This window comes from Bacteroides zoogleoformans, assembly GCF_002998435.1.
GTDB classification, from domain to species: Bacteria; Bacteroidota; Bacteroidia; order Bacteroidales; family Bacteroidaceae; genus Bacteroides; species Bacteroides zoogleoformans.
On sequence record NZ_CP027231.1, the window covers coordinates 697993 to 719771 of the forward strand.

Genomic DNA, 21779 nt, shown 5'->3' on the forward strand with positions numbered 1-21779 from the left:
GCAGGTGCCAATAAAACTTTAAAAAGAAGATCAAAACAATCTCTTAATGTTTAAAATGCACCCACCTCCTGATCCTCTTTTTCACTTGCAAGGCCTTTCCTAAAGTCACTACACCGTATTTCAGTGTCATGGGCAGGGAAAAAAAGGTGCGAAGAAAAAGGTATTTGGCTGTCCGTTTTCCTCCGTGCAGGCGAGTGGGAGAGGCAAAATGTGCCGACAAAATCTGCCGTATCAGCTCTTTCCTCAATGCAGTAGATAGCAGATGCGAGTCTGCGATGCGATAGGCATGGTAGAGACTCATCTCCATGATGTCCACCAACAGACTGCAATAGAATGTCTCAGCAGTGAGGGGACTGATATAATTACTCTTCAACTGCTGTATCTCAACGTATTGGCGCGCTATTTTCTCCGTATATCCCCGTGAGGCCGAGAGACCGGACACGGATTCGGGATTGTAAGTGTAGTACAGCGTAGAATCGGGAATGAGGTGGCAGGAACGGGCATTCAGGATGACTTGATAGGTGAACCATGGGTCTTCATTGCAGTGTCCAGGTTGGCAGCGTATGTTATGTTTTTTCAGGAAGTCAAGCCGATAGAGTTTATTCCACGAGGCCACAAACAGCTCTTTGCCCTCTCCGTAACGATAGCGCGCCACAGGATAGGTGCCACCTTCTACCAGTGTGTCTTCATAGCGGCAACCTTTGTAGGTCTTTCCGTTCATGTCCACACGCACAAACGAGGCGGCCACGAAGTCCACCGGATGGTTCTGCATTTGGTTGTAAAGAATTTCTATGCATTCAGGCACAATCACGTCGTCGCAATCCATCGTGAAGAGATACACACCCTGCGCATGGTCCAAAATGGTGTTCCGGGCCACGGCTATACCCCGGTTGCGTTGCTGGTCGATGATGTGTACGGCTCTGCCGCGCGGATGCCCGGCCACCACACGACGCACGATATCCATGCTGTTTCCTTTGTCATCTACAAAAAGATATTCAATGTTCGGATAGGTTTGGTTCAAGGCAGACAGCAGGGTGCGTTCTATCAAGTCTACGGCATTGTATACAGGTATTCCGAAAGATATCAAAGGATAGTTGTTCTGATCCATTTTCATAGGGTAATTACGCTTCCAATATTGAAAACACAAAGATAGGTTTTTTGAGCGAAAAACGGCATTCTTTAGTACAAAAACAAAGGAGTGGGGGTCTATAAAGACAAGGCAAGACAAGGCTGGTTCTCCACTTTCAGACACTGATGCCGCTGTAACACAAATTCATCTCTTCATCCCTTGACGAGTGAGGAGGAGAATTATTATAAATCCTTATTCAGGAGTCACATTAAAAGGTAAAAATTCTTTCTCCGCACGACAAATAGATAGAATCTCATTAAAAATATCTATCTTTGCATCAGGATACTTTCAAAGTATCAGGAAATGACAAACCAAGCACTCGGATAATCCTATGCCTGAAGCCTCGCGACTAAAAAAATCATTGCTCAATGCCCGGGTCAACCTCATCTTCTACTTTTTGAATCTGGCTTTGTCTTTCTTCTCAAGAAAGATTTTTCTGGATACGCTGGGAGCCGATTTCATGGGACTGATAGGCACCATGAACAACCTGCTGGGTTTCCTTAACCTTGCCGAACTGGGCATCAGCACCGCGATAGGCTATGTGCTGTACAAACCACTTTTTGAACACAACGAGCCTAAAATCAATGAAATAATCTCCGTATTCGGATTCATATACCGCCGCATCGGATTCATCATTCTAAGCGCAGGCTGTGTGCTTGCGTGCTTCATGCCACTTATCTTCCCCAACAATGTATTCGACTTGGAGAGTGTCTATTTTGCTTTCTTTTCATACCTCACCACCTCGCTGATAGGCTATTTTGCCAACTATAAACAAACGTTGTTGGGAGCAGACCAAAGAAATTATGTGGTGACAGCTTATTACCAAAGTGCCATAATTGTGAAAACACTCTTGCAAATGGCATTGGTGTATTATACAGGCAATTATTACTTATGGATAAGCATGGAACTTCTGTTGGGAGTCACCTACTCCATCATTCTGAATTGGAAAGTGAATCAAGTATATCCTTGGTTACGAAGTGAAATAAAGCAAGGAAAGCTCCTTTTCAAGAAATATCCGGAGGTGATAAAATATACCAAGCAACTGTTTGTACACAAAATAGGCGGCTTCGTACAGTTTCAAACCACTCCTTTTTTAGTGTACGCCTTCGTCTCATTGAAAACAGTGGCCTACTATGGCAACTATACGCTCATCATTGATAAAATCAGCATCTTCATCAGCAACCTGCTGGGAAGCACCAATGCCGGTGTGGGAAACCTTATTGCAGAAGGCAACCCTAAACGCATCTTACAGGTTTTCTGGGAACTGATGGGAATACGTTTTTTGATAGCCGGGACGATTTCGTTCGCTCTGCTCCAACTGACCGACGCCTTTATCTCACTGTGGTTAGGAAATGAATATATCATATCAAGACATATATTATACCTGATAATCCTGAACTCCTTCATCGGCTATACGCGCGGCGCCACAGACCAGTTTATCTACGGATATGGATTGTTTCAAGACACATGGGCACCTGTCGCAGAGGTAAGCATCAATTTGATTGTAGCCATCGTAAGCGGCTACTTTTGGGGATTGCCAGGAATATTGATGGGCAATATCACCAGCCTGCTGCTGATTATCGTTTTGTGGAAACCTTATTTTCTTTACTCGAAAGGCTTCAAAATGCCTATTGTACATTATTGGATAGGCTACATCAAACATTTGATAATCATATCGCTGCCAGCCATAGCGTGCTATTTTCTCTTGCCAAGCAGTAGCTTTACTCCCGAAAAATCATTTGCGCATTGGATTATCTACGGAGCGGCGATAAGCTCCGCCTACGGGATTATGACCTATGCCCTGCTCTTTTTCCTGACCCCAGGCATACGTGCGTTTACTTACAGAGCCATAAAAAGAAAGCGTTAGTGACCCTTATCTTTCAATCGATTGAAAACTTCTTCCCATTTATCCGCAACATTCTGTATGTCAAAGCATTTTACATACCGAGCGCATGCCTTGGACATGCTTGAACGCAGTTCCTCGTCTGCCATCAATACTTCCAGCTTCCGGGCAAACTGTTTGCGTGAGAAAGGCGGAACCAGCATACCGGTCTTCCCGTCTTCTATGATATCCGTCACAGAGGCAAACGACTCGAAAGCCACCGGAATAGTTCCAAACGTCATGGCCTCGGTCAGCACCATTCCCCATCCCTCAAAATCACTTGTCAGGCACAAAATACTTGCATTCCGATAGAACGACTCGGGATCTTGCCAACCGGTAAAGATAATCCGCTCCATCCTCAAAGCTTTCTTCTCCAAGTCTTCTCTGATAGGGCCATCACCCACAATAACCAATTCCCAGTCCGGAAACTTTCTATATACACACCTCCAAATATCTATGAGACGGCCGACTCGCTTTTGATACCATTCTATACGTCCGACATACAACAGTTGCTTCTTTTTTGAATATCCTGTCTCCTTTTGGACCGGGTATGTATTCGGATTGGGAACGGCAATCACACGCTCCAAATTCTTTGAACAAATTTGCTTCAAGTCCGGAATGAACTTAAGCGAAAGCAGACAAAGCAAATCTGTATAAGCAAAAATATTCTTATAATCAGCTTTTAATGTCCGTTTAAAATTATACTTTATGAAAGGCGCCTTTATGATACGGGCTCCCCTTCTGAGTTTTCCCATCAAGGTGTTTTTACCCTTTTTCCACATTATAAGCTCGAACAAATGGTTATAAATGCCAAGAGGATATTGATGAATCACCGATATGGTATGTACCCCGCAAATATCTTTAGAGTAATGGCATAATTTGTTATAAGCCAACGGATCCTGATTTATGACTATATCGATATGATGCTCATGTAGAAAATCGCGATAAAACAATCCATTTTTTTCTGTTTCCTGAATAGAGTTAGGGAAAAAATGCAATGGGGTAGGATAAGCGTAATCCATGCGGGTTTCATCCCGCACATTGTGCAGGCAAAGCACATGATGCCCTCGCCTCAGAAATTCGCGGGATAAGAGGTCGCTCACTCTTTCAATTCCTCCTCTTTGGGGATGGAACATAACGGGATGTAAAAACAATATATTCATGATACCCTCCTCTATTTCCCTCCAAACCTTTTTTTAAATTTTATACCCGACAAAAAAAGCATCCATACATCAAAAACAGATATACTTATATTGCAAAGCAAGAACTTACCCAACACATCTGCCTTATATTGCGGAAAGAAATGCTTCTTTATCCATTCCTTATCCGATGAAAGTACTCGGCGTAAAAAAGCGATGCGTTCCCTATGGATATAATCATTCTCCGCCTTATATATGGCCAAAACTACTTTGTGAAAAAAAATGGTCAATGAACTCCATGTCTTATTCAGAGAATCATCCTCCAAATCAAACTTCTTTTGATACGTATGTACTCGTTTTAGATAATTGGAAAAAGCCGCATATTCCGCATCAAAACTATTTATCCGCACAGACAACGCATCAGTAGAATATCCTACTCTATATATGTAGTTATTATAATCACGGATAAGCATAAAATCAGCATAAAGAAGATAGTCTAACAAAAACAACATATCCTCCAAACCCGAAACGAAAGGAATAAAACTTATTTTATGCTGTTTAATGATTCGGTTATCATAGAGCTTATTACCGGCATAGGTAACGTATTTATCTATCAAATCTGTCAATATAAGAAAGACTTTCTCTGACGTAATTTCCTTTTCGGGCACATGAAGTATTTGAAAATCCTTATTCGGTAAATATCGTTCAAGCGAGCCTGCAATGACTCCCATCAACGTTTTATCAGAAGGCAATGAATCGTATAAGTCTTTCAGGTAGTTCTTTTTCACATAATCATCAGAATCGACAAACGTCACATATCGTCCATAAGCATTTATCAGGCCTATATTCCGGGCGCAACTCAAACCGGCATTCTCCTGATGAAACACCCGTATTCTTTTATCTTTCCGGGCATATTCCTCGCATATTTCTCCACAATTATCAGGACTTCCATCGTCTATCAGCAACAATTCAAAATCGGTGAATGTCTGCACAAGAATACTTTCAACACATTGTGATAAGTGCTTCTCTACTTTATAAACGGGTACTATTACTGATATTCGGGGAATATTATTCATTTTTCTTTATTTTATGTGTAAAAGCCTTTTTACTTTTATAGGTAAAACTAATAAATAATAGGAGAACTTCACAAAAAACTTAAAATATAAATATCCCAAATGAATAGGAAAAGCATAATGTAAATTACGTAAAAATAAACTCAAATGTAGATGAAAACAAAGAAAAGCCTTTAAATTCGATATGTATCTCCGTTGTCGAAAAGATTGATAGCTTTTATAACGGAAAGATTCATCTTTCGTAAAATATAGAATACGATCAAAATATTTTGCTTTTGTTTCTTCAAATGTTACATATACATATTTATTTCTCATCAACTTGGCATCAGACAAAATATAATTATACATCAAGTCAACAATAAAGACTCTGCATTGCAAATTCCACAACGAAGGGTTTCCTGTTATGGAATTGGAATGAGTATAATAATAGTAGGTCGTTTTATTACAAAAGTAAGCAGAACCGGCTTTACAAGCCAATTGAAAAGTCCATAAATCATCTTCATGCACAATTCCTTCCTTAAAAAAAAGTTCTTCAGAAAGAAGAAAATTTCTGTTTACTAGAATATTACATGCCATTCTTGGCCAAAGAAACATTGAGTAAGATGACAATATTTCCTCATTTGAATGGAGTCCTCTTTTCCCCATCTTATGAGAATGAAGAGAACGTGACTGGCCGGTTATCTCATAATCACCAAGCACAAAATCATATTTCTTAGTTTGTAGCTCCAAAGATAGAATAGCCAAACTATCTAAAGGCAAATAATCATCACTATCCAAAAAAAATAAATAATCACCTGTTGCGGCATGTATTGCTAAATTTCTTGTTGCAGATAATCCTTTATTCTTTTCATTAGCTCTAAAAAGGACATCTTTTCCACGCGGATGTGCTTTCACCACCCTCTCCGCTATCTCCATCGAGTCATCTGGTGTGCAATCATTCACCAAAATCACCTCCAAATCTTGCCAGGTCTGGTTCAAGACGGAGAGTAAACAACGTTCTATGTATTTGGAAACGTTGTAAACGGGGATGATGACGGACACTTTCATAATTTCACCTCTCTATTTTCTACAAACTCTTCCCACCACGTGACAAGCGTCAACAGATTGAAATATTGCAATGCCTTGTTTTGACGATGCCAGAACCAACTATTTTCCTGCCCTACCTCGCGGTCATAGCCAGTAAGAAACTTCTCCACCACGTCTTGACGAAGGAATGTACAGTATATACCGGAAGAGAGAATGAACTCCTTGAAGCGGGCACGTTGCGCATTGTCACGGAAGAACAGGGGCATGGGAGCAAAACCTCCCTGCTTTTTACACGAGGTGACGGCTTCGGGTAGCAAAGGCTTGTAGTGATGCTTCAGCAGGAATTTCGACGTGCAACGCCCACGGGCAATATCCGTCACGCTATCGCCCTTGCACTTCAACTCCACCGGCAAGTTTTGCAAGAAGCGGTAGAGTTTCAAGTCCATAAAAGGAAATGTCAGGTTGTTATGAAACATACGAGCCATGCGAGAGGCTTTGAATAGGATGATGCGATCGATGACAATCTCCAAGTCAGAAACTCTTGCATGTTGCGTGTAAAGATGTCTAAAACTGCGAAGGTCCGACCGGGGGGGGGCTGCCGGATGAAAATCAGAAGGACGGTACATAAAGGTACGCAATGCCGAGTTAGAAAATCCGAAACGCTCGCCCTCCAAAATGTGGACTATCTTGTCCAGATGGAAACGGATGCGCGAAAACTTGCCTCCGGTATCGAAAAACTCGCATTCCAGCAAGCGCCCCACTCCCTTCATCAATGGGAGCAACCCTGCACGTGCGGCAAGATAGTGCAACGCCACTTCACGACCGGAAGTTCCGAAATACTGATCGTTGCCATCGCCGCCCAGAATGACGTCGGGCTTGTCATCGCCTATCATGCGCATGGCGCAATAGTTCACCATCAGCCCGCCTTCAACAAAAGGTTCGCCTAGAAAACGAACGATATCGGGCAATGCACGGATTTCCGTACCGTCAATCTCGTACTCATGGTGCCGAGTACCAAAAGTCTCGGACATCAAACGGGCCATGGGGAGCTCCGTCCACGCATCGCCTTTGAATCCCACTGAATAGGAGTCGATCTGTCCATCGTAGATGCTGCGCAGAGCAGCAAGGTTGGAACCGGAATCATAGCCTCCGCTTAAAAGCACACCCACACGGCGACTGTCTCCAATGCGTCTTCTAATGGCCTCTACATGCAGTTCTCCATACCGTTTAGAAAGAGCTTCCACATCCGAATCCCTGTCCCAGACAACTTTATAGTCAGTGGAAAAGGGCGAACCCGCATTCAGAATGCCGATTCTTTCCTTCACTTTTTCATACAGAGAAGGAAAAGAATGTTTCAGCATCTCCAAAGTGGGAAAAGAGTCGTTTATGTTTTGGTTGTATTTAACTTGTATTATAAAAGATCTTATAACTCCTGCCTCTGTCATCAGGCAGATTTTCTCACCTGCAGGCAAAGAATACATCTCATACCAACAGCTTTTTCCGTATCCCAAAATGCCTCGCTGAAGAAAGCCTATCAATGCGGCATCGTCATAAGATAGGTATTTCCTGGTATTCATCCTCCTCCGCTTTTCCAATTCCTGCCAGGAAGAGGAGAAGCTTCCATCAGCCATGCAGTATATAGGATAATGCGTGCCATGATGATCACGTACCACTCCACACTCGTTTTCAGAGTAGTAAACGATTGTAAATGAACCGTCCAAGAGGGAAAAAGCCGACCTTTGATCGCGCAGAAAAGCATCAGCGACAAGCTTGGCATTGGTGTCATCGGGGGTTGCCTGAAGTGTATCCCGATTATACAGCGTGCCATAGAAGAAAACCCGCAGATTGCAGCTCTCAAAGGAAGATTCCGGTTCTTCACCCTCTAAAAGGATAGTGCGCCAATTTTCTAATGTAATTTTTCCGTATATCATAATTCTCAATATACAAGTTTATTCTTCATTTCCCTATCACTCCATGTTTGGTATGGATAAAACTCTTGTTGGCTCCACGCAGTTTAAAGAGATTTCCCACCATCAGCCAGAAAGTATGGGGTAACTTCTGAAGAGCCATGCCCAGACGGCTGGTGCACAGCCTGCGAGGAACAGCCAGCAACAGTGCCACAAGCAGCAACGTCAGCAACAGCCACCATTTCATCCCCCATTGCCAACTGTAAAAGGTGACAAGTACAGACAAAAGAAATGTGAAGCCCAACAGCAACAAGCGGGGGATGGAAAGCTGCTGGAAGAATTTGTCACAGAAATCCCAGTTGCGGTCGATGATAGCTTTGCCCAAATGGCCTGAAAACTTCCGGCAATAGTGCCATTGCGCCGAAAGCCAACGACGGCGCTGACGGGAAAAGTCATCGACGTTTTGAATCTTTTCATCGAACACAAACGTGTCAGGCAAATAGTGAAAACGCTTACCTCTATAGAGCAAAGTCAGCTCCAGCTCACGATCGAAACCACCCACCGCCTTAATACGAGTCATGGTGTCGCAAAATAAGTCGTAACGAAAAGCCATACCCGACCCTATCAGGGCTGCGGAGAGTCCCAGATTGGCGTGTCCGAGACGAAAGATGGAGTTATTTATCTCTTCACTGATGGCATCCAGAAAAGCCATGTCGCTGTTCAGGTTCTTGGCAATGCGATGCGTCTGCACCACCTCCACCTGCGGTTGGGCAAAGAGATCGTTGATGTCACTCAAATAGTTATAGGGGATTACATTATCGGCATCGAGCACGAGAGCAATGTCATATTCGTTGCCAATGGCAGCCATACCGGTATTCAAAGCTTTGGACTTGGTGCTATGCTCGAAATTGACTTCAATCAAACGAATGGGCATCGAGGCGAGGGAAGCATTGGTTTCGGGCTGCATGCGATCGGAAATGACCACGATATCGAAACTCTCAGGGGGATAATCTTGCTCCAAACAGGAATGAACACATTCGTGTATCACTGCGTCTTCGCGATAAGCGGGAATGAGGATGGCAAAACGCTTCCACAGCGACGCTTTGGAAGATAAAGGAAAGGAGCGACGACAAGAAGCCACGCTGTAGACTAATAAATACAATACGTTTATTCCAAAAACTATGTATAGAAACCAATCTATTATATGCAGAATGTATGCCAAATTATATACAAATTAAACTGTTCAGAGGAAATTAAAAACCCTTGTCTATATATTAGGAAACAAATATAGGGAAAAGAATGCAAACACCACTCAAACATTCAAAGAAACTTCATGTATATAATAAAAAACGAGAAAATTCTCACGAACTCCTCGCCACTATAAGAAAAGCCTTAAAGGCTTTTCTTTTTTATTACATCAAAAAATGTTACCTAAAATCAATCTTTCTTTTTACCTAAAAACAAACTATACAACCTATTCAAAAAAACAAAAGTCACTTTCTCTTTACCTTAACTAATTACCTGTTACAAAACTAAAAATCATTACTTACAAATTTTAAAACAATACAGTTTCCCAACTGCATTGCAAAAGTAAGATTATTTTTCGTGTGCGGAAACGACAAACATGCTTTTCATTCATTTTATAACATTGTTTTACGCATAAATATCACTATTTACACTTATAAACATTTTCAGTAAAAAAAGCAACTCTCTCTCATCAAAAAACGAACCACCGAAATGCCGAAGCACTTCGATGGTCGCCTCCCTTTAAACACCTTTAAACAAAATGATTCTCATTCAATCACGGAAACCCTGTATCTCCGGATTATTTTCTTGCTTCGGCAATATATCCCAGCGCTTCCCTGCATTTTTCCGTAACATAAGTCCAATCTTCGGCTGCCACCTTTTCGTTCGGGAAAAGTTTGGAACCCATACCTACACAAAACACACCGGCCTTCACCCATGAAGTGAGATTTTCCCGCGTGGGTTCCACACCACCGGTCACCATCAGCTTGCTCCATGGCATCGGAGCCAGCAGTCCCTTCACCAGTTTGGCGCCGAGCACATCGCCGGGGAATATCTTGCAAACATCGCAGCCCACTTCTTGAGCAAATCCCACCTCAGACACGCTGCCGCATCCCGGAGTGTACGCCACCAGACGACGGTTGCATACTTTAGCAATCTCCGGATTAAACAGCGGGCCTACCACAAAACATGCCCCCAATTGCAAATACAGGGCTGCCGTTGCAGGATCGACGATGGACCCGACGCCCATAGCCATTTCGGGACATTCTTTTGCCGCGAACTTAACAACTTCCGCAAAGACTTCGTGTGCAAAGTCACCGCGATTGGTAAACTCGAAAGCGCGAACACCGCCATCATAGCAGGCTTTCACCACTTTCTTTGCTACTTCCGCATCTTTATGATAGAAAACGGGCACCATTCCGGTAGAGCCGATTTTATTCAATACGGCTATTTTGTCAAATTTTGCCATCTTATTTATATTTTTAAGGATTATCTTTGCACGCGTCCACTTGCATCTCCATCCGCCAATGCCTCTACTTCCTCAATAGAAACAAGATTGAAGTCTCCGTTGACGGTATGTTTCAAGGCCGAAGCAGCTACGGCGAATTCAAGAGCCGCACCTTGATCGGCTTTCGTCAGCAGGCCGTGGATGATGCCGCCGGAGAAAGAATCGCCACCGCCTACACGGTCGATAATCGGATTGATATCATAACGTTTCGATTCATAAAAGTTTTCTCCATTGTATATCATGGCCTTCCAACCGTTGTGCGTGGCCGAGAACGATTCTCGTAAGGTGGAAATGACGTACTTAAAACCAAATTCCTTAGCCATTGCCTTGAAGATTCCTTTGTAACCTTCGGCATCGGTTTTACCGCCTTCCACATCAGCATCGGGTTTGAAGCCGAGACAGAGTTCGGCGTCTTCTTCGTTGCCGATACAAACATCGACATATTGCATCAATGGTTTCATGATGGACTGTGCTTTTTCTTTCGTCCAGAGTTTCTTACGGAAATTGAGGTCGACAGATACCATGACGCCATGACGCTTGGCAGCTTCGCAAGCCAGACGGGTCAGTTCGGCAGCCTTATCGGAAATGGCAGGTGTGATGCCTGACCAATGAAACCAATCGGCCCCTTCCATAATGGCATCGAAATCAAAATCCGTCGGCACAGCTTCGGCGATAGCAGAGTGAGCACGGTCGTATATCACCTTGCTGGGACGCATAGAGGCTCCGGTTTCAAGATAATAGATACCCACACGGTCACCGCCGCGCGCAATAAAGTCCGTCCTCACGCCATACTTGCGCAATGCATTCACGGCCGACTGACCGATTTCATGCTTCGGCAACTTGGTTACAAAATAAGCGTCATGTCCGTAGTTGGCACAGCTGACAGCCACATTGGCTTCGCCACCGCCATATACTACATCAAAAGAATCGGACTGCACGAAACGAGTATTTCCCGGTGTGGACAGTCTCAGCATGATTTCACCCAATGTAACTACTTTCTTTCCCATAATCTTTTTATGTTTTTATTTTAATATGAATTTATTTCATTTCCTTCCAGATTATCATTTCAGAGCCGTATAACAGCTTAAAGCACTGTAAACATGAAGAATAAACTAAAACATATACCTGCTGTACATACTCTTCGTGTGCGAGCACAAAGATACAACAATTTTTGAAATACAAAAAATTATCATATATTTGTCTCCAGAAGTTACGAAAAGAGTGTAATTTATTGGAACTGAGCGTAGGTTAATTGCTCATGATAGTAATAGGTTACGATTTAGTTAGTTATCTACTGCATCATCCTTCTGCGCGTTGCGTAACCTTCAAAGAACTCTTCGTATGCAAAAGTAACAATAAAACGGGAGATTTTGAAATGAATCTCCCTAATTTTTTCTTCTCATACAAGTTTTTCCGTAAAAGCGGTTTTGTCCGTCGGCACACCATCGCCCAAAAGGATTTTGGTCGAACGTATGCCGACTACGCATAAGCGGAGAAAAGGGCTTTGCCTCACGCCTAAACAACAGTTTAGACTAATGATGCAAGGCCCATTTCTTTTGTGCTTATGCCAAAGAGGTGCTTTTACGGGTTTCTGACGATTTTTCTTTTTCCACTGTTCCTTTGAGCCGTAAGCGGAAAGCCGTGTCTGACCGCCCGATCCATAAATGGAACAAGCCGTCACACACGGCAGGCAAACCGGGAAGAATGATTTTATCCGTCCGACCGTACACGCTCGGCCAGACATATAAAATCATACTTCCTTGCCGGTGGTTTGCCCGGTTTCACGCCTCCGGCTATGTCCCTTTTCCTTTTGGCGTTTTCCCTTTTTTACGGATTTCTCTTTTGAAGTTTTCCTGTCCAATCTGCCTCCACTTCCGTTTACCTCCATTTTCGCGTCTTTCAGTGAGCCGCATCAGATAGTCATTTCCGTTCTGGGCGCAAAGGTAATTCCGGGATTGGACGGGAATGCAAGGTCAAGCCTCCTGTTTTCGGAAAAAATCTCCAGCCCTGCGGGTAGTATTTTTCCCGAAAAACCTTGCATTCCCTAATCCCTACCTTTTCAAGCACCCGAAACGAAAACGACCGATGCGACAGAAAGACGCATAAAAAAAATGTCGGATAAACGAGAGGCAGATAAGATAGTTTGAAACTCAACTCCCTCAGCTCTTGAATCCGCATTAAAAAACAAAAAAATCAAAAACAGCGAAGATATGACGGCAACGGCAAATTTCAGACAAATGGCGCAGTACATAGGGCTTGCGATATGCGGCTTGATGGTACGCACCGCCTTCGGGATGTTCGGCATCTTTTGGGGCATTATTAGAGAGATTGTAAACGGAGTGTTCCGAGTGGCGATAGGTGTAATCGTGGCTATCCTTTCCACTATTGCCTTCTTCGGCTTCATCCTTTGGTTATTCACCCTTTAACCCCTACTGACATGGCAAAGAGAAGCAGCAAAACGGCAGCGCAGCAGTGCAGATACTACGAGGTGGACAACATCTTCGTGTACATGGTGGAAACGTACATCAACGGCAACATATCCGTGTTCCGTGAACTCTACCGAGAACTGAACAAGGACGCACGGAGGGACTTTACAGACTTCCTTCTGAGCGAGGTAGAGCCGACCTATTGGAGAGAAATACTGAAACAGACAATCTAAAAAAGACAGCGATATGAAAGGAACAGAACATTTCAAGAGAACGATACAGATGTATCTGGAGCAGCGTGCAGCGGAAGATACGCTCTTTGCGAGGAACTACCGCAACCCTGCCAAGAACATAGACGATTGTGTCACCTACATTCTCAACTACGTGCAGCGGAGCGGTTGCAACGGCTTCACGGACGGGGAGATATTCGGGCAAGCCGTCCACTACTATGACGAGAACGAGATAGAGGTAGGCAAGCCCATTCAGTGCCAAGTGGCGGTGAACCACGTTGTGGAACTCACGGCAGAGGAAAAGGCGGAAGCACGGCAGAACGCAGTCCGCAGATACCAAGAGGAGGAACTCCGCAAGTTGCAGAACCGCAGCAAGCCGAGAACCGCCACCAAAGCGACCGCACAAGAAGTACAACAACCCAACCTATTCAATTTCTGATTATGAAACCGAGAACACCCATACAGCAGGAAGTCGCACGATTGAGCGAGCGACTGCCGAAATTGACCGCCACACAGAGGGCTTACGCTTTCCGCCATTGCTTCAAACATTACGCCATCAAGAGGGCGGACGGCACGAACATCTGCACCGAGTGCGGACATTCGTGGAGGAGTGAACACAACCTTGCGGACACCGTTTGCGGATGCACCTGCCCGCATTGCGGCATGGAGTTGGAAGCGTTGCGCACCCGAAAGAGCGTGTTCAGCGAGAACGAGTATTTCTGCATCATCACCACCTGCAAGCAGTACCAAGTGATACGCTTCTTCTTCGTCAAGTCCCAATACAAGGCAGGGCAGGCAGCCGGGTATTCCATTTATGAAGTGGTGCAAAGGTGGATTTCGCCCAAAGGCACAACCGTCACCATTGCCCGACTGCGTGGAATGTCCATACTTTACTACGACCTATGGGCGGAATACAGCGACATGGAGGTACGCAAGAACAACAAACTCCGTGCATACGATATAAACCCCGTCTGCACCTATCCCCGACAGCGTTTCATACCCGAACTGAAACGCAACGGCTTCAATGGCGAATACCACAACATACTGCCTTACGACCTTTTCACGGCTATCCTTTCCGACAGCCGAGCCGAAACGCTGTTGAAGGCAGGGCAATACCCCATGTTGCGCCACTATATCCGCAGTTCCTTTGACATAGAGAGGTATTGGGCATCCGTAAAGATATGTATCCGCAACGGCTACACCATTGCTGACGGCTCCATGTGGCGTGACACCATAGACCTCCTGCGGCATTTCGGCAAGGACACGAACAGCCCGAAGTACGTCTGTCCCTCCGACCTCAAAGCCGAACACGACAGACTTATGCACAAGCGCAACAAGGAGATAGAACGCAAGAAGTTGGAGGAACGCATCCGCCAAGCGAAGAAACACGAGAAGGCATACCGCAAACTCAAAGGCATATTCTTCGGCATCGCCTTCACGGACGGCACTTTGCAGGTGCGTGTGTTGGAGAGCGTTGCGGAGTTTGCAGCGGAAGGGACGGAACTGCACCATTGCGTGTTTTCCAACTCCTATTTCCTTGAAAAGAACTCTCTTATCCTATCCGCTACCATTGACGGCAAGCGCATAGAAACGGTGGAGGTTTCCTTGAAGACATTGGAAGTGGTGCAAAGTCGTGGCTTGCACAATTCCAATACCGAGTACCACGACCGCATTGTAAACCTTGTGAACAGCAACGTGAACCTTATCCGCCAGCGGATGGAAGCGGCATAGTATCAACCTATAATACCCAATAGTATGGAAGTAAAAATTGAAAGCATGGTTTGTCTGTGGGACGATAAAATCCCCACGATGTTCCTTGAATTTGTGAACCTCCTCACTCTTGCAACGAGTGAGGAGCAGTTAAGACGGAGTGTAAAGAACTTTGCCGAGAAGCACGGACTTGACAGGTTTTTCCTTTACGGCTTCGGTTCCCACCATTTCTACCTGCACCAACGCTACACGAGCGACCCCGAAATGGTGATGAAGAACAGAGTTTTGTCAGTACATTTTTAACCACCCTAAAATCAACGATTATGGCAACACGGATGACCATCAACGGAGTAAGCACCTGCACGGAAGCAGGTACGGAGAAATACGAGCGTTTCCAATTAGGTATCGGCAGACGCAAGCGGACACTTGTGCAGTACGACTACCGCCACCCCACAGACGGAGAGTTGTTCTCTTGTGTCAAACCCACATTGGACGAGTGCCGAGAAGCACGGGATGAGTGGCTCACGGCAAAGGAAGGAAAGGAGGACAGACGATGAACGCAGCCTATCAAACGCTGATAGTGAAGTTCAGTGAGCCTATCAAAGTATTGGACGGCATCTTTGACGATGCCGAAGCGTGGGGAGTTGATACCCTAAAAGGGTGGATAGACGACTACGAGAGCAGCAGGTTTACCGCCATCAACAGCCATACGGCAGTCATCACAAGCGAGTACAATATGGAGTGCCTGATGGAATGGTTGAAACGAAACACACCCATTGCCGAGATAACAGAATGTTAAACAAGTTGGCGGTGTCCGCACCGCCAACCTACAACCAAGAAAAGCATGATAGCGAAGACTATTTTACAGCAGATAGGCGGCAGACGCTTTGCCGCCATGACGGGAAGCAAGGACTTTATAGATATGGGTAACGGACTGCGCATGAGCCTTGCGAGGAACAAGACGAGTGCCAACCGCCTTGACATCATCTACGATGCCGGCTTAGACCTCTACAATATGCGTTTCTACCGCAGGACGTTCAGCAAAAAGACATTCGAGTGCAAGACGAAGGACATCGAAACACACGATGGCATATATTGCGATATGCTGGAAGAAATGTTCACGATGGTAACAGGACTCTACACCCATTTTTGAGTGGCGGCGGACAAAGCCGCCCTACTTTCTTTCGGTGAGCATGACGGCGGACAAAGAAAGTAGCAAAGAAACCGCTGTCCCAATCTACGATAGTATTCACAAAAACAAGTTTCAATCATGGAAGAAATCAGACAGAACGGAAAAATCATCCTGCACAGCGATGACGGAACAAGCATAAGGATGATTTTCAAAAACCTCACGGGCAGGATTTTTCAAGGTCAGGAATATGTGGAGTATATCCGGCATATCGCAATCGGGGAGATGGGATTTTCGCCCGGCATCATAGAGCATTGCAGGGACGGTGAAGTAATCGGCAAAGGAAAAATCCCGAATGTATGAAAAGCGGAAACTCCGATGAAGTTGCGGCTTCATCGGAGTTTCATTTGTCAGGCATTTGCCATGTTACGGAATGTACAGCAGCGCAAACTCCGCCTTTCTCCGTTTGAGCAGCATGGCGTGCCGTTTCCCCTTGTAGTTGCAGAAAGCGATATATTCCCGGTAAATGTTCCTGTCGCCCGCCTCCAATTTTCGGATCAGCGTGCTTTTGGGTATCTTCCCGCTCCCCAAAAGCCGGTATGGACCGACATTGTAGGCGAGCGTGGCAAGGAGCAGACTGTCACGCCCGAACTTACGGAACATGGCGCAGAACTTACGCAAGTCTTTCCGCAGGAGTGCGTCCGCCTGCCGCTTCGTCATGGTGCGTGCCGAATACCTTTCCCCCGGCTGCACCTGATGACCCCAGCCCACGTATGGGTGGTGTTTCTCCGAGTGCCAGCCTTCAAAATACTTCGTACAGCGAACCGCCCGCTCAAAAGGCGGCAGGCGGTAGATTGCCGCCTGCCTGTCCGTCCCCTTCCGACGGCTGTCCCGTGCGGACACGGAGCAGACCGCCAGCAGCGAACAGAGGATAGCCATGAATACACGCATCATCTTGGCAGAGGTTTGTAATTGCCTATGGGGATGACGGTCTGAATGTCGTCCTTCACGTTCCGGTTGTTGAAGTCAAATTCCAATTCGTAGGAATTTTTGAAATTGTCCTCCACCACCACGATGAAGTTGTGCGCCTCGTCGCCCTCAGCCGTATAGTACAGCCGGAACTTCTCGTTTTCGAGCAGGTAGCGGTCATTGGGCAGAAAAGTAATGCCGCCCGCCATTTTCAGCGTGCCTTCCCCTTCGAACTGGAAATACCGGATGGTGTAGAGCGTGTTGGCGTAATCGCCCGTCCTTTTCAGTTCACAGCGGATTTCCACCGTCTGCCCCTTTGTGACCTTGTTCGGTACGGGCATCGTTTCCACCGTGAACGGATAGGATTGCTGGATGTCCATGTCATCGTCACACGATGCGAGCGTGAGCGACACGGCGGCGAACAGGCAGAGTGCCAACGCCTTGAAGATGGATATTCTCTTGTTCTTGTTGTTCAGTATGTTCATTGTCCTTTGATTTTTAAGTTATTGTTCATTTCTTTTTTGCTGTCAGTTGCAGATACTCGTTCAAGTCCTTGCAACCGTCATAGAGTGCGGAACAGTTACAGACACGTCCGCCGTAGTGTCCTTTGAGGGCTTCCAGCGTCCTCCGCCCGGCTTCGTCACGGTCGAGGAAGCAGTCGATGCGCCCGTACCCGTCTAAGTGTTTTACCGCCTTACCCACGTTGGCGACGGAGTTCAGCACAAGGCTGTCGCCTGTTTCCAATCCAAGCGTGGCAGCGGAAAGGAAGTCCATAAATCCTTCAAATAAACTGCACACGCCAGTCGGAGAACTTTCCATTTTGACCAGCGACACATCCTTCGGCGGCACGCAACCCTTGAAATAACGGCTCCGGATTTCATAGCCGCCAACCACGTTCTGGAAACCGATTGCGAAATACCGTTTTCCACGCACGCCGTAGTTCAAGCGGCAGCAGTGACGGGATGCAACGGCATAAGGGATGCCCCGTTCCGCCAGATACTCTGTTAATGGTGAGCGGAGCAGTGGGACGGCTTCCACCCCCTCAAAGGCAGGTTCGGACGGTTCCGGCAGGTACAACGGCTTTTCCGATGCGACAAACGGCATACGGGCGGTTTCCGCTATGAATCTTGCCTGCGCCATGAAGTCACCGCTTCGGGCAAACTCCCCGGCAAGCGTGAAGATGTCACCGCCCTTGCCCAAACCGAAGTCGTACCAGAGCCGTTTCGCCACGTTCACACGGAAAGAGGGCGTGCGCTCACTGCGGTACGGCGCACGATACCAAAGTTCGTTTCCGCTCCTTCGGACAGGCTCATGCCCCAACCGCGCGAGAAAGTCCGCGAGGGATATTTGCCTCATGGTGTCTATATCCGTCCGTTCCATGCCGCGTGTCAGTTGATGACGAACTTGATGCCCACCCCGAATTGGGTATGGAACTTCTTCGTGTCGCCACCCCACAGGCAACGCTCCCGGAGGTTGGCGAGCAGGGCGATACGGTCAGCCACGTAAAACTCTACATCGAGCGTCAGCGCACCGCCGTAGATGAAGGCGTCCCGGTCGTGCAGTGTCGAACCGTCATGCAGCACTTTTTCGCCCCAATTCACCGATTCATACCCGGCGAGAGCCGAAGCCCCCGCATAGACGAACACGATTTTACGGGCATCGGAAAGTATCTTGAAATAGTAGCCGCCTTCCGCCGTGAACTGCGCCACAGGTATGGCGGTGTCCTTGTACGGGTTGTTTTTCAGGAGATACTCACCTCCGAACACCCATTTGTTCCCCTTCTTCGTGTAGGTGGAGAGAGCCGCCCCGAAACTGTACCCGCCGTCGTTGCCGCCGGGTTTGAAGCCGTCCGCCAGATTCGCCCTGACCTCGATGCCCTGCATCTTCGGCAGGCATCGCTGGGCGTGCGCCTGCCCCGTGAACAGGGCAAGCGACGCGATGATTATTGCGATGTACTTTCTCATGGTCAGCGCACTTGAAGTTCGTTGATGGTATTGGCGCGCACCAAGTCCTCGTTCTCGATCACGAAGGACTGGTGACGGCTGGAAAAGCCACTCTACTTTGACCCTTTTGGCCAAACAGGATTGCCCACCTTGGCCATAATATGATTGCCCCTTTTGGCCAAAATAACATTAACCACTTAGTACAAGTGTCGTTAGAGTTTTTTTTGTGTAGATTTGAGAACCCGAGTCCTGGTGTAAGGGGTAATAATAAAATCTATGCAAATGAATAAAAGAATCAAGAACATTTTAAGATGTTATGCGGCAGGGATGGGTATCAAGGAAACGGCATCCACGTTCCATACTTCCCGTAACACTGTCCGCAAGTATGTCCGTCTGTTCCTTTCAAGTGGGAAAAGCATCGATCATCTTCTCTCCCTTTCCGAGGAGCAGTTGCATGAGATGTTTGGCGGTACGGAATCCCGACGTCGGGAGCCTTCTTCCAAAAGGATTGAATTAGAGGCTTTGCTTCCCGGATATGTATCCCGCCTGACACGCAAAGGGATGAGTGTCAGAAAACTGTTTAAGGAGTATCATGCTGAATATCCTGACGGTCTTCAGCTGTCTTCCTTCAAGCGGGCAGTCCGCCAGTACAAGTTCCACATCAAGGTCGTCGGCCATGTCGAGCACTATGCCGCCGACCAGATGTATGTTGATTTTGCCGGTGACAGGCTTGAAGTTGTCGATGAGATGACAGGCGAGACGAAGAAGGCCGAGGTCTTTGTCGCTGTCCTGCCGTTCAGTCATTATACCTACTGTGAGGCCGTATGGTCACAACGCAAGGAAGACCTGATAAGGGGATGTGAGAACGCCATGCAATATTTTGAGGGTGTCCCGGCGGCCATCGTTCCCGACAATCTGAAAGCAGCTGTCACACGGAGCGACCGTAACGAGCCGGTCATCAATGATGATTTCGCCGCCTTTGCCGAGCATTACGGTTGTGCAGTCTATCCTGCCCGTGTACGCCACCCCAAGGACAAGGCCCTGGTTGAGAATACCGTGAAACTTCTCTACCGTTCCGTTTACCTTGACATAGAGGGGATGACATTCTCCAGCCTGGACGGTCTCAATACCGCCATCCGTATTTCCCTGCTTGATTTCAACGAAAAGGTGATGGCCGGTCGGGAGGCGTCACGTAAGGAGATGTTCCTGCGTGGAGAGAAAGACTATCTCCGTCCGCTTCCTAAGAAACGCTACGTGATGAAAGAGAGAAAACTCATGACCGTGGGCAAGAACTCCTACGTCTCGTTGTTCAGGCACCATTACAGTGTCCCGAAGGAATATGCAGGAAGGCGTGTGACGATTCTCTATGATGCCGATACGGTGGAAATATACTGTAGCATGAACCTTGTCGCCATCCACGACCGCTGTGACATACCCTACACCTATTCATGGAAAAAGGAGCACAACCTGCCGGGGCACTATGGTCCTTATGACAAGGATCTTGAGGAACTCTTCCGACGTGCCTCGGAAATAGACAATATCGTATTGAATTATCTCCGGGAAGTGGAGCGTGTCATGCAATATCCTCCAAAAGCGTTCAGATCCTGTCGGGGCATACTGACGCTGGAGAAAAAATACGGCCGTGACCGTTTGGTCGCTGCCTGCGCCTGCGCAGAACAGAAGCTACAATACGGGTATCAGGCCTTACGCGAGGTGCTTGAACTGGGAGAAGACGCGGATTTCCTTCCTGATGAGGACGGGAGGATACAGCCTGACATGACATCCCCGACACCACTGACCCACAAGAATATACGTGGACGTGACTATTACAGAAAAGACAAACAGGAACAATAAAGCTAAAATTATGGAAATAAATAATAAGACAGCTCCCGTAACGGGACAACAAGACCAGAACACCATATCACTGGATTTGATGAGCCGCATGAAATTACACGGTATGGCGGAGGCTTTCAGGGAAAGCCTTGCCGGCACCACTCCACAGTCCATGACCGCGGACACCTTCCTTTCCATGCTCCTTGCACGCGAATGGGATTACCGTGCCCAGGCTGCCATAGTGCGGCTTACTAAGAATGCGGCGTTCCGATACAAGGCTTATCTCGAACAGATTGACTATGCCACAAACCGGGGCCTTGAGCGCAATCAGATGGAACGCCTCGCCACCCTTGACTTTGTACATAAGGGGCAGAACCTCTTCATTACCGGCTCTTCAGGTACAGGGAAAAGCTATCTGGCATGTGCCCTTGGCCACGAGGCATGCAAAAGGGGATTCCGTACTTTCTATGCCAATGCACCCAAACTGCTTGGTGCACTGAAGGTTGCCAAAGTCAAAGGTACACTTGAAACTGAGCTCAAGAAGATTGAGCGTTGCCAGTTACTCATCCTTGACGACCTGTTTCTTGTACCTCTTGATGCCAAGGAACGTCCCATCCTGCTCGAAATTATTGAGGACAGGCATGAAAGGAAATCCACTATCATAACCTCGCAGTACCCATCGTCCAACTGGTATGACATGGTTGGTGATCCGACAATAGCCGACGCCATCCTTGACCGAATCATTCATACGGCCCATACCATTGAGTTGTACGGTGAAAGTATGCGCAAGTTAAGGTCTAAGAAAAACTAGAGAATCAAAAGGATAAAATAAAATTGACCCCTATCACCA

General features: G+C 46.6%; 24 protein-coding genes. 12 read left to right on the forward strand and 12 right to left on the reverse strand.

Annotation, left to right across the window (positions count from 1 at the left end; genetic code table 11):
* Window positions 1-43: 43 nt before the first annotated feature.
* Window positions 44-1114, reverse strand: coding sequence for a glycosyltransferase family 2 protein (locus C4H11_RS02970; RefSeq protein ID WP_234819860.1), 1071 nt, complete (start codon window positions 1112-1114; stop codon window positions 44-46).
* 346 nt (window positions 1115-1460) lie between these two features.
* Between C4H11_RS02970 and C4H11_RS02975 the strand changes: the two genes are divergently transcribed.
* On the forward strand, window positions 1461-2996 hold the full coding sequence (locus C4H11_RS02975; protein ID WP_106040431.1) for a lipopolysaccharide biosynthesis protein: 1536 nt from the start codon (window positions 1461-1463) through the stop codon (window positions 2994-2996).
* Here C4H11_RS02975 and C4H11_RS02980 read toward each other — a convergent pair.
* The 7 genes from C4H11_RS02980 to C4H11_RS03010 all read right to left on the reverse strand — a co-directional run bounded on the left by C4H11_RS02980 (window position 2993) and on the right by C4H11_RS03010 (window position 11696).
* Window positions 2993-4174 (reverse strand): glycosyltransferase, encoded by a 1182-nt coding sequence (locus C4H11_RS02980; RefSeq protein ID WP_106040432.1) that lies wholly within the window; start codon window positions 4172-4174, stop codon window positions 2993-2995. The two genes, C4H11_RS02975 and C4H11_RS02980, sit on opposite strands and share 4 nt — an antisense overlap.
* An 11-nt stretch (window positions 4175-4185) precedes the next feature.
* A complete protein-coding gene (locus C4H11_RS02985; RefSeq protein WP_106040433.1) occupies window positions 4186-5226 on the reverse strand; it encodes a glycosyltransferase in 1041 nt (346 codons plus the stop codon).
* A 6-nt stretch (window positions 5227-5232) separates the two neighbouring features.
* Window positions 5233-6270 carry a glycosyltransferase family 2 protein gene (locus tag C4H11_RS02990; protein WP_106040434.1) on the reverse strand — a complete coding sequence of 346 codons (1038 nt, stop codon included), beginning with the start codon at window positions 6268-6270 and terminating at the stop codon, window positions 5233-5235.
* The gene (locus tag C4H11_RS02995) at window positions 6267-8180 is read right to left on the reverse strand and encodes an asparagine synthase-related protein (RefSeq protein WP_106040435.1); all 1914 of its coding nucleotides are present in this window, start codon (window positions 8178-8180) and stop codon (window positions 6267-6269) included. The genes C4H11_RS02990 and C4H11_RS02995 overlap by 4 nt, the downstream gene beginning before the upstream one ends.
* A 25-nt stretch (window positions 8181-8205) precedes the next feature.
* The gene (locus C4H11_RS03000) at window positions 8206-9378 is read right to left on the reverse strand and encodes a glycosyltransferase (protein ID WP_106040436.1); all 1173 of its coding nucleotides are present in this window, start codon (window positions 9376-9378) and stop codon (window positions 8206-8208) included.
* A gap of 603 nt (window positions 9379-9981) precedes the next feature.
* Window positions 9982-10650 carry a bifunctional 4-hydroxy-2-oxoglutarate aldolase/2-dehydro-3-deoxy-phosphogluconate aldolase gene (locus C4H11_RS03005; RefSeq protein WP_106040437.1) on the reverse strand — a complete coding sequence of 223 codons (669 nt, stop codon included), beginning with the start codon at window positions 10648-10650 and terminating at the stop codon, window positions 9982-9984.
* Window positions 10651-10670: 20 nt separating this feature from the next.
* Window positions 10671-11696, reverse strand: coding sequence for a sugar kinase (locus C4H11_RS03010; RefSeq protein WP_106040438.1), 1026 nt, complete (start codon window positions 11694-11696; stop codon window positions 10671-10673).
* A gap of 1203 nt (window positions 11697-12899) precedes the next feature.
* On the opposite strand from C4H11_RS03010, the gene C4H11_RS03025 reads away from it, so the two are divergent.
* From C4H11_RS03025 to C4H11_RS03065, 9 genes are all read left to right on the forward strand, one after another.
* Window positions 12900-13115 carry a hypothetical protein gene (locus C4H11_RS03025; RefSeq protein WP_007366490.1) on the forward strand — a complete coding sequence of 72 codons (216 nt, stop codon included), beginning with the start codon at window positions 12900-12902 and terminating at the stop codon, window positions 13113-13115.
* An 11-nt stretch (window positions 13116-13126) separates the two neighbouring features.
* Window positions 13127-13348 carry a hypothetical protein gene (locus C4H11_RS03030; protein ID WP_007366491.1) on the forward strand — a complete coding sequence of 74 codons (222 nt, stop codon included), beginning with the start codon at window positions 13127-13129 and terminating at the stop codon, window positions 13346-13348.
* A 13-nt stretch (window positions 13349-13361) separates the two neighbouring features.
* On the forward strand, window positions 13362-13784 hold the full coding sequence (locus C4H11_RS03035; RefSeq protein WP_007366492.1) for a PcfK-like family protein: 423 nt from the start codon (window positions 13362-13364) through the stop codon (window positions 13782-13784).
* Window positions 13785-13786: 2 nt separating this feature from the next.
* On the forward strand, window positions 13787-15076 hold the full coding sequence (locus tag C4H11_RS03040; RefSeq protein ID WP_014224642.1) for a PcfJ domain-containing protein: 1290 nt from the start codon (window positions 13787-13789) through the stop codon (window positions 15074-15076).
* A 24-nt stretch (window positions 15077-15100) separates the two neighbouring features.
* Window positions 15101-15358 carry a hypothetical protein gene (locus C4H11_RS03045; protein ID WP_007366494.1) on the forward strand — a complete coding sequence of 86 codons (258 nt, stop codon included), beginning with the start codon at window positions 15101-15103 and terminating at the stop codon, window positions 15356-15358.
* A gap of 20 nt (window positions 15359-15378) precedes the next feature.
* Entirely contained in the window at window positions 15379-15612 is a 234-nt protein-coding gene (locus C4H11_RS03050; protein WP_007366495.1) for a DUF3873 domain-containing protein, read from the forward strand.
* Window positions 15609-15854, forward strand: a complete 246-nt coding sequence (locus C4H11_RS03055; RefSeq protein ID WP_007366496.1) for a DUF6956 domain-containing protein — start codon at window positions 15609-15611, stop codon at window positions 15852-15854. Before C4H11_RS03050 ends, C4H11_RS03055 begins: the two co-directional genes overlap by 4 nt.
* 45 nt (window positions 15855-15899) lie before the next feature.
* Window positions 15900-16208, forward strand: a complete 309-nt coding sequence (locus C4H11_RS03060; RefSeq protein ID WP_007366497.1) for a hypothetical protein — start codon at window positions 15900-15902, stop codon at window positions 16206-16208.
* A gap of 117 nt (window positions 16209-16325) precedes the next feature.
* Entirely contained in the window at window positions 16326-16547 is a 222-nt protein-coding gene (locus tag C4H11_RS03065; protein WP_007366498.1) for a DUF7688 family protein, read from the forward strand.
* A 63-nt stretch (window positions 16548-16610) separates the two neighbouring features.
* Here C4H11_RS03065 and C4H11_RS03070 read toward each other — a convergent pair whose 3' ends face one another.
* Genes C4H11_RS03070 through C4H11_RS03085 form a run of 4 tightly spaced genes read right to left on the reverse strand, consistent with a single transcriptional unit; the run spans window position 16611 to window position 19117 of the window.
* Entirely contained in the window at window positions 16611-17138 is a 528-nt protein-coding gene (locus tag C4H11_RS03070) for a glycoside hydrolase family protein (protein ID WP_007366499.1), read from the reverse strand.
* On the reverse strand, window positions 17135-17638 hold the full coding sequence (locus C4H11_RS03075; RefSeq protein ID WP_007366500.1) for a DUF3872 domain-containing protein: 504 nt from the start codon (window positions 17636-17638) through the stop codon (window positions 17135-17137). Before C4H11_RS03075 ends, C4H11_RS03070 begins: the two co-directional genes overlap by 4 nt.
* Before the next feature lie 25 nt (window positions 17639-17663).
* Window positions 17664-18533 carry a toprim domain-containing protein gene (locus tag C4H11_RS03080; protein ID WP_007366501.1) on the reverse strand — a complete coding sequence of 290 codons (870 nt, stop codon included), beginning with the start codon at window positions 18531-18533 and terminating at the stop codon, window positions 17664-17666.
* Between the two features lie 8 nt (window positions 18534-18541).
* Complete coding sequence (locus C4H11_RS03085) at window positions 18542-19117, reverse strand: conjugal transfer protein TraO (RefSeq protein ID WP_007366502.1); 576 nt, start codon at window positions 19115-19117, stop codon at window positions 18542-18544.
* A gap of 261 nt (window positions 19118-19378) precedes the next feature.
* Between C4H11_RS03085 and istA the strand changes: the two genes are divergently transcribed.
* Together istA and istB are read left to right on the forward strand one after the other, a co-directional pair.
* A complete protein-coding gene (istA, locus tag C4H11_RS03095; protein ID WP_106042995.1) occupies window positions 19379-20950 on the forward strand; it encodes an IS21 family transposase in 1572 nt (523 codons plus the stop codon).
* A 10-nt stretch (window positions 20951-20960) separates the two neighbouring features.
* Window positions 20961-21740, forward strand: coding sequence for an IS21-like element helper ATPase IstB (gene istB, locus C4H11_RS03100; RefSeq protein ID WP_106040164.1), 780 nt, complete (start codon window positions 20961-20963; stop codon window positions 21738-21740).
* Window positions 21741-21779: the final 39 nt, after the last annotated feature.